Below are 14,608 nucleotides of genomic sequence, written 5' to 3' on the forward strand. Positions count from 1 at the left end.
TAGGAAATACTGTATATCCATTCAGCCATAAATATGTGATAATAGTCTCTTGCGATTGTTCAATATCAAATCATCCGGGAAGTGGTAAATGGATAATATCGAAGTCCGCGGCGCACGTACGCATAATCTGAAAAACATCAATCTCGTCATCCCTCGCGACAAACTCATTGTTATTACTGGGTTATCTGGTTCAGGGAAATCATCTTTAGCTTTTGATACCCTGTATGCAGAGGGTCAGCGCCGTTATGTTGAATCTTTATCTGCTTATGCCCGCCAGTTTCTTTCTTTAATGGAAAAACCGGATGTCGATCATATTGAAGGGTTATCCCCTGCTATTTCGATTGAACAAAAATCCACTTCACATAACCCTCGTTCGACGGTCGGAACCATCACAGAAATTCATGACTATCTGCGATTATTATTTGCCCGTGTTGGTGAACCTCGCTGCCCTGATCACGACATACCGCTTGCAGCTCAAACTGTTAGCCAGATGGTCGATAATGTTTTGGCTCAACCCACCGATCGCCGAATGATGCTACTTGCTCCTGTCGTTAAAGAACGTAAAGGGGAGCATGTTAAGCTACTCGATAACTTGGCCAGCCAAGGCTATATCCGCGCCCGAATTGATGGGGAAGTTTGCGATCTCTCCGATCCACCAAAGCTCGAATTACAGAAAAAACATACGATTGAAGTCATTGTTGACCGTTTCAAAATTCGTGATGATATTGCTCAGCGTTTAGCCGAATCTTTTGAAACCGCGCTAGAACTATCTGGTGGTACTGCAATTGTCGCTGATATGGATGACGCAAACGCAGAAGAACTGGTTTTTTCTGCGAATTTTGCCTGCTCCGTTTGCGGCTACAGTATGGTAGAACTTGAACCTCGCCTATTTTCTTTTAACAACCCTGCTGGGGCCTGCCCAAGCTGTGATGGCTTAGGTGTTCAGCAGTTTTTTGATCCCGAAAGAGTCATCCAAAATACCGAAATCTCACTTGCCGGTGGCGCAATTCGCGGTTGGGATCGCCGTAACTTTTACTATTTCCAAATGCTAATGTCATTAGCTGAGCATTATAAATTTGATGTGGAAGCGCCTTACGACACCCTGAGCCCAGCTATCCAAAAAATTATTTTATATGGTTCAGGCAAAGAAACGATTGAGTTTAAATACCGTAATGACCGTGGCGATATCACTGTACGCCGACACCCTTTTGAAGGCGTACTCAATAATATGGAGCGCCGCTATAAAGAAACGGAATCAACAGCTGTCCGTGAAGAGTTAGCGAAATATATCAGTAACCGTCCATGTGTCTCTTGCCATGGAACGCGCTTACGTAAAGAAGCGCGCTTTGTCTTTGTTGAAAATACAACGTTGCCGGAAATCGCAGATTACAGCATTGGCCACGCAATGGAATTTTTTCAAAACCTAAAACTCACTGGTCAGCGTGCTCAAATCGCAGAAAAAGTCTTAAAAGAAATTGGCGATCGCCTGAAGTTTCTCGTCAATGTTGGGCTTAATTATCTGACTCTTTCACGTTCTGCCGACACCTTGTCCGGTGGTGAAGCACAACGCATTCGTTTAGCAAGCCAAATTGGTGCAGGTTTAGTGGGTGTGATGTATGTCCTTGATGAACCTTCAATTGGCTTACACCAACGTGATAATGACCGCTTACTTGAAACCTTGATCCACCTACGCGATCTAGGAAATACCGTGATCGTGGTTGAACATGACGAAGACGCGATCCGCGCCGCAGACCATGTGATTGATATCGGCCCTGGTGCTGGGGTGCATGGCGGGCAAATTGTTGCCCAAGGAACATTGGAAGATATTGTCGCAAACCCAGATTCACTCACAGGTAAATTTTTAAGTGGTGAGCGCAGAATTGACATCCCGCAAAAACGCGTTCCAATTAATAAAGATAAAATGCTGACTGTGTTCGGGGCAAAAGGCAACAACCTGAAAAATGTGACATTAAAAATCCCAGTCGGGTTATTTACCTGTATTACTGGTGTATCTGGCTCGGGTAAATCAACACTGATAAACGATACCCTATTCCCTATTGCTCAACGTCAATTAAATGGCGCAACCACCATCACTCCAGCCCCTTATTTGGATGTAGAGGGCTTAGAGCACTTTGACAAAGTGATTGATATTGACCAGAGCCCAATAGGCCGGACACCACGCTCGAACCCTGCCACCTATACTGGTGTATTTACACCTGTGCGTGAGCTATTTGCTGGTGTACCTGAATCTCGGACTCGAGGTTATAACCCAGGACGTTTTAGCTTTAACGTAAAAGGTGGCCGTTGTGAGGCTTGCCAAGGTGATGGGGTCATCAAGGTTGAAATGCACTTCTTACCTGATGTGTATGTCCCTTGTGACCAATGTAAAGGTAAACGCTATAACCGAGAAACATTAGAGATTAAATATAAAGGTAAAAATATCCATGAAGTTTTGGATATGACTATCGAAGAGTCTCGTGAATTCTTTGATGCCGTACCTGCACTTGCCCGCAAGCTACAAACTTTGATGGACGTTGGTTTATCCTACATACGTCTCGGCCAATCAGCGACAACACTCTCAGGTGGTGAAGCACAGCGTGTGAAATTAGCCAAAGAGCTGTCTAAACGCGGAACAGGGCAAACTATCTATATTTTGGATGAGCCAACAACAGGCCTGCATTTCGCTGATATCCAACAACTTTTAGTCGTTTTACATCAACTTCGTGACCAAGGAAATACCATTGTGGTGATTGAACACAACCTTGATGTCATTAAGACAGCGGACTGGATTGTCGATTTAGGCCCAGAAGGTGGTAGTGGTGGCGGTGAAATTTTAATTGCTGGTACACCAGAAGAAGTGGCTGAGTGTGAAAAATCGCACACTGCAAGGTTCTTGAAAACGATTTTAGAACGCGGCTATTAAGTCGAAAGGCCATTAAAAATAAGTAGAAAGACCATCAGGGAGCATTTTGCTCCCTGATAATTATTACGATAGCTAAAAATTATTGGCTAACGGCGGCAAATGCTTCCACAATACGTTTAACATTATGACGATTAACACCTGCCATACAAACGCGGCCAGTTCCAACCAAGTAAACCGCAAACTCGTCTTTCAGGCGAGCCACTTGCTCTTTAGAAAAACCCGTGTAGCTGAACATACCGCGTTGCTTTAATAAGTGGTCGAAATTTTGGTTTGGTAGTGCCTTTTTCAGCTCATTAACCAGTACCGTACGCATGTCTAAAATACGTAAACGCATCTCTTCCACTTCCGCTAACCATTTAGCTTTTTCAGCGCTATTGGTTAATACCGCAGCAACAATTTTTGCACCATTAGATGGTGGGCTAGAATATAAACGGCGAACACCCGCTTTTAGCTGACCTAACACACGGTCACGTTCATCTTGGTTTTCACAGATCACCGACAGGCCACCCGCACGTTCACCGTAGATACCAAAAATTTTAGAAAATGAATTACTGACAAACACGGGTAAACCGGCTTTAACCATCGCTCGGATAGCATAAGCATCTTCATTAATGCCTTCGGCAAAACCTTGATAAGCAATGTCTAAGAATGGGATCAGTTTGTGTTCTAATGCCACCTTAGTGACTTCATCCCATTGTGCAGGAGTAAGGTCGGAGCCTGTTGGGTTATGGCAACACGGGTGCATTAGGATGATGCTATTTGCTGGTAATTTTTTGAATGTTGCTAGCATTTCATCAAATTTAACGCCTTTGGTTTTTTCATCAAAATACGGGTAGTAATGCACTTTTGTCCCCGCGCCTGAAAAAATAGAGGCATGGTTTTCCCAAGTTGGGTCACTGCACCACACTTCGGAATCGGGATAATATTGATGTAAAAAATCGGCACCAATTTTTAACGCACCAGAACCACCAATAGTTTGGACAGTAGCGATACGTTCCTGTGCAATTAGCGGGCAATCCTCACCAAAGACTAATTTTTGTAATTCAGTACGGTAATCTTTCAAACCTTCCATAGGCAAATACAGTGATGCGCTTGCTGGCAGTTTATTTAACGCCGCTTTTGCCGTACCGACTGTTGCCAGTTCAGGGGTTTTTCCTTCACCATCATAGTAAAGACCGATACTCAAATTAATTTTATTTTCACGAGTGTCTTTATTAAATTCATCCATTAACGACAGAATTGGGTCGCCCGGATAAGCATCAACATGTTCGAACACAGGACATCTCCTAATCATTGTTTTACGCTAAATAAACCAAGCGATGATTTGCCATATTTAGCGCCATTTTTTTACGTTGTTATCTGAAAATAACCCTTTGCTGACTATTCGTCTACATATTCCATTGCAACTCTAGAGGTTAACTTCGTCAGTAACTCATAGTTTATAATGCCTGTTTGTGCGGCAATTTCTTCAACTGGCAGTTGATTTCCCCATAAAATAACATCGTCACCCACTTTATCTTCCGCATTTAGTCCCAAATCCACCACGGTCATATCCATGGAAATTCGCCCAACAATAGGCACTTTTCGCCCATTAATTAACACCGGTGTGCCTGAAGGAACGTTACGTGGATAACCATCTCCATAGCCGATGGCAACAACACCAAGCAGCGTATCTTTATCACTGCACCATGTTTCACCGTAACCCACACATTGCCCTGCCGAATGCTCCCTAACCGCAATTAATGTTGATTTTAATGTCATCACAGGAAATAAACCGAAATCTTTTGCGCTTTTCCCTTCTTGTGGGGATGCACCATACATCATGATCCCTGGGCGAACCCAGTCATAGTGAGCTTCTGGCCACAGCAAAATTCCGGCGGAGGCGGCAATGGATTTTTCCCCCTCTTTACCAGCAATAAACTGTTTAAAACAAGTAATTTGTTTTTCAGTTGTCGGTAAATGAGGGGCATCTGCTTGGCAAAAATGGCTAACAATATTAATAGGAAGCTGAACTTGTTGGCAGCGTTGTAAACGTTGATAAAAGTCTTCGGCATCTTTCGGCAGTACACCAAGGCGGTGCATGCCTGTATCCAGTTTCATCCAAACTTTAAGAGGATAAGGTAATTTGGTGGCTTCTAACATTTCAAGCTGTTCAATACAATGGATCACGGTGTCAATCTGGTGCTCTGCCATCAACAGCAAGTCAGACTGCTCAAAAAAACCTTCCAGTAAAACAATCGGTTTTATCACGCCGTGCTGTCGTAAAAGTAGCGCCTCATTGAGTCTTGCCACACCAAAGCCATCCACCAGCTCTTCTACTGCCTGACCAACCCCTACTAATCCATGACCATAAGCGTTTGCTTTAACAACTGCAATCATTCGGCTATTTGGTGCAATTTCTTTCACCCGTTGCAAGTTGTGTCGCAGAGCGCGGCGGTTTATCAATGCGGTTGCCGCTTTCATTGTTTCCTCGTTCTTTTTTCTATAAAGCCGCTAAAAATTAAGCTGCACATTGGCAGCTCAATATGTTCTCTATTTGTTATACGCTAAAAAAAACCAATTTCCATTCGATCTTGGTCGTTTAGCTTTAATACTCTAAATAGTTTGCAATATCGCTAGGCGGCAAGCGAAGATATCGCGGGGAGCATACATAAGTATGTGACTCGCGTAGCTGAGTGCAGCCAACACCGCGACCGTGTAAAATATGACGAGTATTTAGTCTTCGTCGTTATACGCAGGCCCCGCGTAATTATCAAACCGCGACCACTGCCCATTAAACGTCAACCGTACTGTACCAATCGGCCCGTTACGTTGCTTACCGAGAATGATTTCCGCAACGCCTTTGAGTTCGCTGTTATCGTGATAAACTTCATCACGATAGATAAACATGATTAAGTCTGCATCCTGCTCGATAGACCCTGATTCACGCAAATCCGAGTTAACAGGGCGTTTATCTGCACGCTGCTCAAGACTACGGTTTAACTGTGACAACGCCACTACGGGAACATTAAGCTCTTTTGCTAACGCTTTGAGTGAGCGTGAAATTTCAGCAATTTCTAACGTTCGGTTATCAGAAAGAGCAGGAACTCGCATCAATTGAAGGTAGTCAATCATGATCAAACTTAACCCACCATGTTCACGATAAATACGACGCGCACGTGAACGTACCTCTGTGGGAGTCAAACCTGACGAATCATCGATGTACATGTTGCGTTTTTCCATCAAAATGCCCATCGTACTTGAAATTCGCGCCCAATCCTCATCATCAAGTTGCCCAGTACGAATGCGAGTTTGGTCGACACGAGATAGTGACGCCAACATACGCATCATAATTTGGTTGCCGGGCATCTCTAAGCTGAAGATAAGTACCGGTTTTTCTTCTGTCATCGCCGCATTTTCGCACAAGTTCATCGCAAAGGTGGTTTTCCCCATTGACGGACGTGCAGCAACAATAATTAAATCAGAGCCTTGTAAACCTGCTGTTTTTTTATCGAGATCTTGATAACCTGTTGAAACCCCAGTAACGCCGTCGTGCGGTTGTTGGTAAAGTTGCTCAATTTTTTCAACAGTTTCCGACAAAATGGCTTCGATACCCTTTGGCCCTTCATCTTTATTCGCTCTTGACTCGGCTATTTGGAACACTTTGGTTTCGGCTAAATCGAGGAGATCTTCACTGCTACGCCCTTGTGGGTCATAACCTGCATCCGCAATTTCATTGGCGACAGATATCATATCGCGAACAATCGCACGTTCGCGGACGATGTCAGCATAAGCATTAATATTCGCTGCACTTGGCGTATTTTTAGATAGCTCAGCCAAATAAGCAAAGCCACCCACGCTATCCAATTCACCCTGTTGTTCTAGTGATTCCGATAACGTTATAAGGTCAATGGGTTTGCCTTGCTCAAGCAAAAATTGCATTTGTGAGAAAATGGTGCGATGGGGTCGGCTAAAGAAATCAGCTTGAGTCACACGTTCAGAAACGGTATCCCAGCGCTCGTTATCTAACATTAACCCCCCTAAAACAGACTGCTCCGCTTCGAGAGAATGTGGTGGAAGTTTTAACCCTTCCATTTGGTGGTCTCGTGGGGCATCCGTTTTGAAATTTGATGAGGGTTTTTTAGCCATACATTAATATCCAAGTCTATAATTAACGATCTGCGCTTAGTATACGCCAATCTTATTTTTTTGTGGTTTTCTTTGCGTCTTTACGCAAAGTAATCACAGGATAAATACATCACTGAAAGCACAAACCTGTAATTCTTCTGATTGAAACATGGCGTTATGATAAAACGATTGTTATTGTAATTAAAATGAATAGTCCTTATTGGAGATTGTCATGGCAAAACGTATTGAGTTCGCGCAACATGGCGGCGCTGACGTACTTAACTTAGTAGATTATTCCCCAGCAAATCCAGCAGATAACGAAATTCAAATTGAAAACCGGGCTATCGGGATTAACTTTATCGATACCTACGTTCGCAGCGGTTTATATCCTGTTGCTCAACTCCCTTGTGGTCTAGGTACAGAAGCTGCGGGTGTTGTTGTGAAAACAGGTGCTCATGTTACAGGTTTCAAACCGGGTGACCGTGTCGTTTATGCGCAAGGTCCTCTGGGCGCTTATAGCGAAGTCCATAACGTGCCTGAGAGTGCGGTTGCCCATCTCCCTGATGGCATCACCTTTGAACAAGCAGCTGCCAGCTCATTAAAAGGCATGACGGTTTATTACTTATTCCATCAAACCTATCAATTAAAACGCGATGAAGTATTTCTATTCCATGCGGCAGCCGGTGGCGTTGGCTTAATTGCTTGCCAATGGGCAAACGCCCTGGGCGCTAAGATGATAGGTACTGTGGGTTCTGCAGATAAAGCATTAAGAGCAAAAGAGGCAGGAGCATGGGAAGTCATCAACTACCAGACCGAAGATATCGCAGCTCGCGTTAAAGAAATCACTCATGGCGAAAAAGTGAATGTTGTTTATGACTCTGTGGGTCAATCTACATGGCTTGCTTCTTTAGACTCACTCAAACGTCGCGGATTAATGGTGAGTTTTGGTAATGCATCAGGCCCTGTCACCGGTGTAAATTTAGGGATTTTAAACCAAAAAGGCGGGTTATACGTGACGCGCCCATCACTGGGTGTCTATGTGACTAACCGTGCTGAGCTAGACCAAGCTAGTAATGCCTTATTTGATATGATTTTAAGCGGAAAAGTGAATGTAGATGTGCCGCAATCACAAATTTTTGCTTTAAAAGATGCACAAAAAGCTCACCTCACTATCGAATCAAGAAAAACCCAAGGTTCGAGTTTATTGGTTCCATAATAAGCGACTCAATATGCAAAAAGCGCCAAATGGCGCTTTTTTCCCCACATGATAGCTATTCGCCACGCGTCACAAACTCGAGAGCTTGCTCAACAACGACTAAGTCAGCCCCTTTTTTATGCGCATTTTCACTTAAATGACGACGCCACTGACGTGCGCCGGGGATACCTTGGAAAATCCCTAACATATGGCGGGTCATATGGCCTAAATAAGCGCCTTTCGATAACTCTTTTTCGATGTAAGGGTACATCGCTCTAACAGCGTCAACACCATTAGTGACAGGAAAGTGCTCACCAAACAATTGGTTATCAACCGCCGTTAAAATAGACGGGTTTTGATAGGCTTCGCGCCCCACCATGACGCCATCTAGGTGTTGAAGATGCTCTTTTGCTTCTTCCAGCGTTTTGACTCCACCATTAATCGCCATGGTCAAATGAGGAAAATCACGTTTTAATTGATAAACTCGCGGGTAATCAAGTGGTGGGATTTCGCGATTTTCTTTTGGGCTAAGGCCGGACAACCATGCTTTACGTGCATGGATAATAAACATTTCACAGCCGCCTTTATCAGAAACGGTTTCAATAAAATCACATAGAAACGCGTAACTGTCTTGCTCATCAATTCCAATACGCGTTTTTACGGTTACCGGGATAGAAACCACGTCTTGCATGGCTTTCACGCAATCGGCTACCAATTGGGCATCGCCCATTAAACAAGCGCCAAAACGCCCATTTTGTACGCGATCTGATGGGCATCCCACATTTAAGTTAATTTCATCATAACCACGCTCTTGAGCCAGCTTCGCACATTGCGCTAATGCCGCAGGATCGCTGCCACCAAGTTGTAATGCGATTGGATGCTCTTCTTCACTAAAAGCAAGGTAATCCCCTTTTCCGTAAATAATCGCTCCCGTTGTGACCATTTCGGTATACAACAGGGTATTTTTGCTTAATAGGCGATGGAAATAACGGCAATGGCGATCTGTCCAATCGAGCATAGGGGCAACGGAAAATCGGTTTAGGTTGGTATAGCCTTGTTTTGAGGTATTTTGATGCATGGTGGTCTTGTGTATTAAAATCAAATGGATAGCTCCAAAAGCAAGGAGCCAAGCAAAAACAATAGGCTATTATAACATAGAGCGAACTAAGTGCGATGATGACGAAAACGAGTGGCTGGACTTGGTTAATTTAACGAAATAACCCCCGATATGAGCAATGTCATATCGGGGATTTATAAACCAATTATGTCATTTTAATACTCAGTCACGCACTATTTTTTCGCAGAAAGCAGTGCATAGCTAGTCATTAAGTTACGGTAATCAGGGATATGGTTTGAGAACAACGTTCCTAAACCTTCCACATCATTACGCCAATCACGGTGTAATTCACAAGCAGCACCAAACCAGCTCATCAGTTGAGCCCCTGCTTTTGACATTCTATCCCATGCGGCATCACGTGTTATTGGGTTAAATGTACCTGAGGCATCAGTAATAACAAAAACTTCATAGCCTTCTTCCAGTGCAGATAGTGCAGGAAATGCCACACACACTTCTGTCACAACACCGGCAATGATTAGCTGTTTTTTACCTGTGGCTTTAACCGCTTTGACGAACTCTTCGTTATCCCACGCGTTGATTTGACCTGGACGGGCAATGTAAGGCGCATCTGGAAAGGTTTCTTTTAATTCAGGAACTAATGGGCCATTAGGACCATCTTCAAAAGATGTCGTCAAAATAGTTGGTAAGTTAAAATACTTTGCCAGATCGGCTAGCGCTAACACGCTATTTTTGAATTTGTCCGGATCTTGGTCACGAACTAGCGATAACAAACCCGTTTGATGGTCAACAAGTAATACAGCTGCATTATCTTTATCTAGGCGGTTATATTTGAAACTCATATCAACGACTCCTCAATGATTAGAAAAGTACTCTATGTGGGTTCAGATAAAACAAAAGTGGTATTTAATCTGCTTATCGCGCCTAAAACACCACTTTTTATCAAAAATATTTCAACAAGATGAATTCATACAATTCGTTATTTAGTTTCTGCGCTCATTGTGACAAAATTCCCCATACGAGCGCTGGTAATTGTATAGCTGTCTGCACCGGCTGCTTTAGCTTTAGCTGCAATTTTTGCTTCTGTTGAAGCCAGCGTATCACCTGTTGCAGTGATTGTTACTGCTGATGCACCAAATGCAACGAAAGATAATACAGAAGCTGCCATCAAAGTTTTTAACATGTTCATAGTCTAATTCCTTCACTTAGTATTCGATGAGACAACCCTTGTTGTCTGCGATGAAGGTATCTTACGGGTAATGACATTTAGGTTAAAGCTAATAATATCGCTCATCTTATTCAGTTAAATTGAATAAGATAAAAAGAAGAGAAATAAGAAAGAGATTCATTGATGGCTAAGTGGCTAAATACATCGATCCAACCATCGATGCTTAGTTAGCTATTTATTAATTCAATCATTTGCTCAGCCAATTCTGGAGTTGCAGCTGATAGCAAGTTCTATATAGAAAAAGAAACTGAGCATAACGGACAGGCTAATGGAATAACGGTGCTAAAATGCCTTATCGACCAGAGATAAGGCACCGATACAACCTAAATTTGTTGAAGAGAAACCTCGCCAAATGTCATAAAGATTAAAGTATGCCCTGCAATTCCACGGTATACCCCTTGTTGGCTATTGAGTTCGCAGGCTAATGCCGTTAATTGCCATGCGTCATATTCTTCAATTTGGCTAATACGGGCGGTTAATAATGTGTTGTCTTTCCGCTCGCCATAAGCTTTCACCGCGATTGCATCTTGCGTTAAAGCGTTGTCGATAGAACTGTTTGCCCAACTCCACATCCAACTACCTTGGCTTTGGTCATATGTACCAACAATTTGCACCGGCGCTGTTGCCATAAGATTATCAGGTGCATGAAATATAATGGTTCCTTCGTCTTGGTTTACTGACCAATCTGCTTCATCTAATTTCCATGTATCACAATGAAATTGGTTTTTGGCCTGTAACGCATTCATGCTACGTTCAATTAATGCCTCATAAGGCATTTGTTCTATTTCATTATCCATTGATTACCCAATATTTTTTAATGCCTTGATAATTAACTGCCAGAATTTATGATGGTCTAATTTAACGGCAACTTGAGTATGGCAATTTTCAGGAGCCGGATGGCGGAAATCAGCCACTGTCATGCCTAACGTGTGCGTTCCGGTCAGTTCAATATTCACTGGGACTTTTTGTGTGGTCATTACGCTAGGGTCAATAACATAAGCAACCGCACAAGGGTCATGTACTGGCGGCGCATCGAAGCCTTGGGCCTGCTTGTACATTTTCCCAAAGAAATCCAGTAGTTCGACGACAAACTGCGAACAATCACTGCCAATCGCAGCAATTTCATTCACTACATCAGGAGTTGCTAACGCTTGATGGGTAAGGTCTAAGCCCACCATGGTTAACGGCCATTTCTCATTGAAAACAATATGAGCCGCTTCTGGGTCAATTTTGATATTAAATTCAGCTACCGCACTCCAATTCCCAACATGATAGCCCCCACCCATCAGCACCACTTCTTTAACTCGCTCGACAATGCGCGGTTCAAGACGAGCAGCAAGCGCAATATTGGTTAATGCGCCAGTAGGCACTAAAGTTACTGTTTTAGGCGGGTGAGACATAATGGTTTTGATAATCAGTGAAACGGCATGTCGCTCATCAAGCTGTAATGTTGGTGTCGGTAGTACAGGCCCATCAAGCCCTGAATCCCCATGAATGTCAGGCGCAACTTCAATTTCCCGAACTAAAGGACGTACCGAGCCAGCAGCAAAGGGAATACCCGTAATTTTCGCCATTTCAGCGATAGCCAGTGCATTATGAGTCACTTTTTCGAGGGTTTGATTGCCGGCAACGGTTGTTACCGCCAATAATTCAATGTCAGGGTTACCGTAAGCCAGTAATAACGCGATAGCGTCATCATGGCCGGGATCACAATCGAGGATTATTTTTTTGCTCATACCTTACCTTATTAAAATTGGAGTCAGAAATGGCACTGACCCCAATTTAACGAGCTAGCAAGGTAAAATCTATGCTTAATATCTGAATATTCAGAAATTTATTTTAAAACATGCGCATAGACTCGTTTTTTCTCACCTTCATTTTTTGAAATATAAACACCTTGTAACTCCGGCGCAAAACCCGGTAATGCATTAATACCAGTTTCTAGTGCCTTGAAATAGCGCAGTACTGGCCCTGACCATACTTCCCCAGGCACAACGCACAATACGCCTGGAGGGTACGGTAATGCCCCTTCAACAGCAATACGGCCTTCTAATTCATCCAATGGCAATAATTCACAGTTACCACGAATAAATTCTAAATGTGCCTGCTGAGGTGCCATTTTCACTTCAGGGAAGTGAGCTTTACGGAACATCTCTTTTTGCAGCTGTTTAATATTGTCATTAACGCTGAGCTGGTGCATTTCTTGGCATAAACGGCGTAATGTATAACCTTGATAATGATCTTGATAACGCAGATAAACAGAAGGCAATACATCCTCTAATAACGCATCTTCATCCAATAACTGTTCGAAGCGGACTAAATGAGATACTAGCAGTTCCAGTTTTTCATGTGTTTCTGCTGGGGTTAATAAAAACAGAATTGAATTTAAGTCACATTTTTCAGGGATCACACCATGTTCACGTAAAAAGTGAGCCAGAATCGTTGCAGGAACACCGAAAGATTCATATTCTCCACTTTCAACATCAATCCCCGGTGTCGTTAACATCAGTTTACAAGGGTCAACAAAGTACTGATCCTGCTCATAACCCTCAAATGCATGCCAGCGTTCTTGCGGTATGAAGTTAAAGAAACGTTGCTCAGCGGCGATCTGCTCTGTTGGGTATTCGTGCCATAACTTGCCATCGACAATTTCAGGGACAAAAGGCTTAAAATAGCGGCAGTGTTGAAATATCGATTTTCTTACCTCAATCCCCACTTTCACACAGTCCATCCACATCATTTTGCCTGCATCACCTTGGTGAATACGTGCATTGACATCCAAAGAAGCAAATAGAGGATAAAATGGGCTGGTAGAGGCATGCATCATAAAAGCATTATTGAGTTTTTTGTGTGAAACAAAACGCTTTTGCCCCTTGATATGATTATCTTTTTTATGGATTTGTGACGCTTGAGAAAAACCAGCCAGTTGTTTATGAACTGACTGAGTGACCATGATCCCGGGGTCGTTCTCATTTAATTCAAGTAGCAATGGCGAGCACTGGCGCATCATGGGAATAAATTGCTCATACCCCACCCATGCTGAATCAAATAAAATGTAATCACATAAATGACCTATTTTATCAACGACTTGCCTTGCGTTATACACCGTACCGTCATAAGTTCCAAGTTGGATCACCGCTAAGCGAAATGGCCGTTTGGCTTGCGCTTTTTCTGGCATCACTTCTTGGATAAGTTCACGTAAATAACTTTCGCCAAAACAGTGCGCATCAATACCACCAATAAAACCAAAAGGATTACGCGCGGTTTCGAGGTAGACCGGTGTTGCCCCCGCCTGTATCAGCGCCCCATGGTGGTTTGATTTATGATTATTACGATCGAACAAAACTAAATCACCCGGTGTTAACAACGCGTTTAACACTACTTTATTGGATGATGAAGTGCCATTTAGTACAAAATAAGTTTTGTCCGCATTAAACACTTTCGCGGCGAATTTTTGCGCCTCTTTCGCTGCGCCTTCGTGAATCAATAAGTCGCCCATTGCGACATCAGCATTACATAAATCGGTACGGAACAGGTTTTCACCATAAAATTGATAAAATTGCTCCCCTGTCGGGTGACGACGGAAAAATTGGCCGCCTTGGTGCCCTGGGCAAGCAAAAGTGACATTATGACCCGCAGCATAATCCATCATTCGAGCAAAAAATGGCGGTAATAACTGCTCAAGATATTGATTCGCAGCATCGAGTAATTGACGACTATTTTCTTCACGAGCAGCGGGGGCGGGTGCTAATAGCGCCGTCAAATAAGGCGGTAAATTTTCATCGGTTGGCAGCTGTTTATCACTGATGATAAACAGCGGAATACTCAACTGGCTCTCAACGACTCTTTCCCACAGCCCTTGGTTGGCATCTTGTTCAGATAACACGACAGCGGCAATATTGTTTAACTGTGCATCGCGAATATCTATCCACTGAAATTGATTAGTGAAATAGATTGCGACCCCCTGGCTACATGCCACATTGATTTTGTTCATAGCAGTCTGGCTCTTAGTTAGCTGAGGAAAAGAGGCGGACAATATACTTGATAGATCAGGGAATTGAAATGATTAGCATGGTCGGA

At 43.2% G+C, this 14,608-nt stretch carries 11 protein-coding genes; 2 read left to right on the top strand and 9 right to left on the bottom strand.

The window, feature by feature from the left end:
• The first annotated feature begins 88 nt into the window (after positions 1 to 88).
• The gene (gene uvrA / locus PR725_RS18155; protein ID WP_109912590.1) at positions 89 to 2,923 is read left to right on the top strand and encodes an excinuclease ABC subunit UvrA; all 2,835 of its coding nucleotides are present in this window, start codon (positions 89 to 91) and stop codon (positions 2,921 to 2,923) included.
• A gap of 79 nt (positions 2,924 to 3,002) precedes the next feature.
• Here uvrA and PR725_RS18160 read toward each other — a convergent pair whose 3' ends face one another.
• From PR725_RS18160 to dnaB, 3 genes are all read right to left on the bottom strand, one after another.
• Positions 3,003 to 4,199: an amino acid aminotransferase gene (locus PR725_RS18160; protein WP_115166560.1), complete on the bottom strand. Its 1,197-nt coding sequence runs from the start codon at positions 4,197 to 4,199 to the stop codon at positions 3,003 to 3,005.
• 104 nt (positions 4,200 to 4,303) lie between these two features.
• Positions 4,304 to 5,386: an alanine racemase gene (gene alr, locus PR725_RS18165; protein WP_004914965.1), complete on the bottom strand. Its 1,083-nt coding sequence runs from the start codon at positions 5,384 to 5,386 to the stop codon at positions 4,304 to 4,306.
• Positions 5,387 to 5,638: 252 nt separating this feature from the next.
• The gene (dnaB, locus tag PR725_RS18170; RefSeq protein WP_272569933.1) at positions 5,639 to 7,051 is read right to left on the bottom strand and encodes a replicative DNA helicase; all 1,413 of its coding nucleotides are present in this window, start codon (positions 7,049 to 7,051) and stop codon (positions 5,639 to 5,641) included.
• A gap of 211 nt (positions 7,052 to 7,262) precedes the next feature.
• On the opposite strand from dnaB, the gene PR725_RS18175 reads away from it, so the two are divergent.
• On the top strand, positions 7,263 to 8,246 hold the full coding sequence (locus PR725_RS18175) for a quinone oxidoreductase (protein ID WP_267751384.1): 984 nt from the start codon (positions 7,263 to 7,265) through the stop codon (positions 8,244 to 8,246).
• A gap of 55 nt (positions 8,247 to 8,301) precedes the next feature.
• Here the strand turns inward: PR725_RS18175 and dusA are convergent, their stop codons facing one another.
• The 6 genes from dusA to PR725_RS18205 form a co-directional block, all read right to left on the bottom strand.
• Positions 8,302 to 9,303, bottom strand: a complete 1,002-nt coding sequence (gene dusA / locus PR725_RS18180) for a tRNA dihydrouridine(20/20a) synthase DusA (protein WP_117163028.1) — start codon at positions 9,301 to 9,303, stop codon at positions 8,302 to 8,304.
• Between the two features lie 212 nt (positions 9,304 to 9,515).
• Positions 9,516 to 10,142 carry an isochorismate family cysteine hydrolase YcaC gene (gene ycaC, locus PR725_RS18185; RefSeq protein WP_004914979.1) on the bottom strand — a complete coding sequence of 209 codons (627 nt, stop codon included), beginning with the start codon at positions 10,140 to 10,142 and terminating at the stop codon, positions 9,516 to 9,518.
• Positions 10,143 to 10,279: 137 nt separating this feature from the next.
• Positions 10,280 to 10,489 carry a YdgH/BhsA/McbA-like domain containing protein gene (locus tag PR725_RS18190; protein WP_117163027.1) on the bottom strand — a complete coding sequence of 70 codons (210 nt, stop codon included), beginning with the start codon at positions 10,487 to 10,489 and terminating at the stop codon, positions 10,280 to 10,282.
• A gap of 362 nt (positions 10,490 to 10,851) precedes the next feature.
• The gene (locus tag PR725_RS18195) at positions 10,852 to 11,325 is read right to left on the bottom strand and encodes a DUF6882 domain-containing protein (RefSeq protein WP_004914988.1); all 474 of its coding nucleotides are present in this window, start codon (positions 11,323 to 11,325) and stop codon (positions 10,852 to 10,854) included.
• Positions 11,326 to 11,328: 3 nt separating this feature from the next.
• Entirely contained in the window at positions 11,329 to 12,264 is a 936-nt protein-coding gene (gene uriH, locus PR725_RS18200) for a uridine-preferring nucleoside hydrolase UriH (protein ID WP_272569934.1), read from the bottom strand.
• Between the two features lie 98 nt (positions 12,265 to 12,362).
• Positions 12,363 to 14,522 carry an ornithine decarboxylase gene (locus PR725_RS18205; RefSeq protein ID WP_109912596.1) on the bottom strand — a complete coding sequence of 720 codons (2,160 nt, stop codon included), beginning with the start codon at positions 14,520 to 14,522 and terminating at the stop codon, positions 12,363 to 12,365.
• Positions 14,523 to 14,608: the final 86 nt, after the last annotated feature.

The sequence above is a fragment of the Providencia sp. PROV255 genome, from assembly GCF_028478065.1.
In the GTDB taxonomy this organism is placed as follows: Bacteria; Pseudomonadota; Gammaproteobacteria; order Enterobacterales; family Enterobacteriaceae; genus Providencia; species Providencia rettgeri.

What these genes read in the sequence shown, in the direction of transcription:
- uvrA (WP_109912590.1), top strand. Translation starts at nt 89, where the DNA reads ATGGATAATATCGAAGTCCGCGGCGCACGTACGCATAATCTGAAAAAC.
- alr (WP_004914965.1), bottom strand. Translation starts at nt 5,386, where the DNA reads ATGAAAGCGGCAACCGCATTGATAAACCGCCGCGCTCTGCGACACAAC.
- dnaB (WP_272569933.1), bottom strand. Translation starts at nt 7,051, where the DNA reads ATGGCTAAAAAACCCTCATCAAATTTCAAAACGGATGCCCCACGAGAC.
- PR725_RS18175 (WP_267751384.1), top strand. Translation starts at nt 7,263, where the DNA reads ATGGCAAAACGTATTGAGTTCGCGCAACATGGCGGCGCTGACGTACTT.
- dusA (WP_117163028.1), bottom strand. Translation starts at nt 9,303, where the DNA reads ATGCATCAAAATACCTCAAAACAAGGCTATACCAACCTAAACCGATTT.
- ycaC (WP_004914979.1), bottom strand. Translation starts at nt 10,142, where the DNA reads ATGAGTTTCAAATATAACCGCCTAGATAAAGATAATGCAGCTGTATTA.
- PR725_RS18190 (WP_117163027.1), bottom strand. Translation starts at nt 10,489, where the DNA reads ATGAACATGTTAAAAACTTTGATGGCAGCTTCTGTATTATCTTTCGTT.
- PR725_RS18195 (WP_004914988.1), bottom strand. Translation starts at nt 11,325, where the DNA reads ATGGATAATGAAATAGAACAAATGCCTTATGAGGCATTAATTGAACGT.
- uriH (WP_272569934.1), bottom strand. Translation starts at nt 12,264, where the DNA reads ATGAGCAAAAAAATAATCCTCGATTGTGATCCCGGCCATGATGACGCT.
- PR725_RS18205 (WP_109912596.1), bottom strand. Translation starts at nt 14,522, where the DNA reads ATGAACAAAATCAATGTGGCATGTAGCCAGGGGGTCGCAATCTATTTC.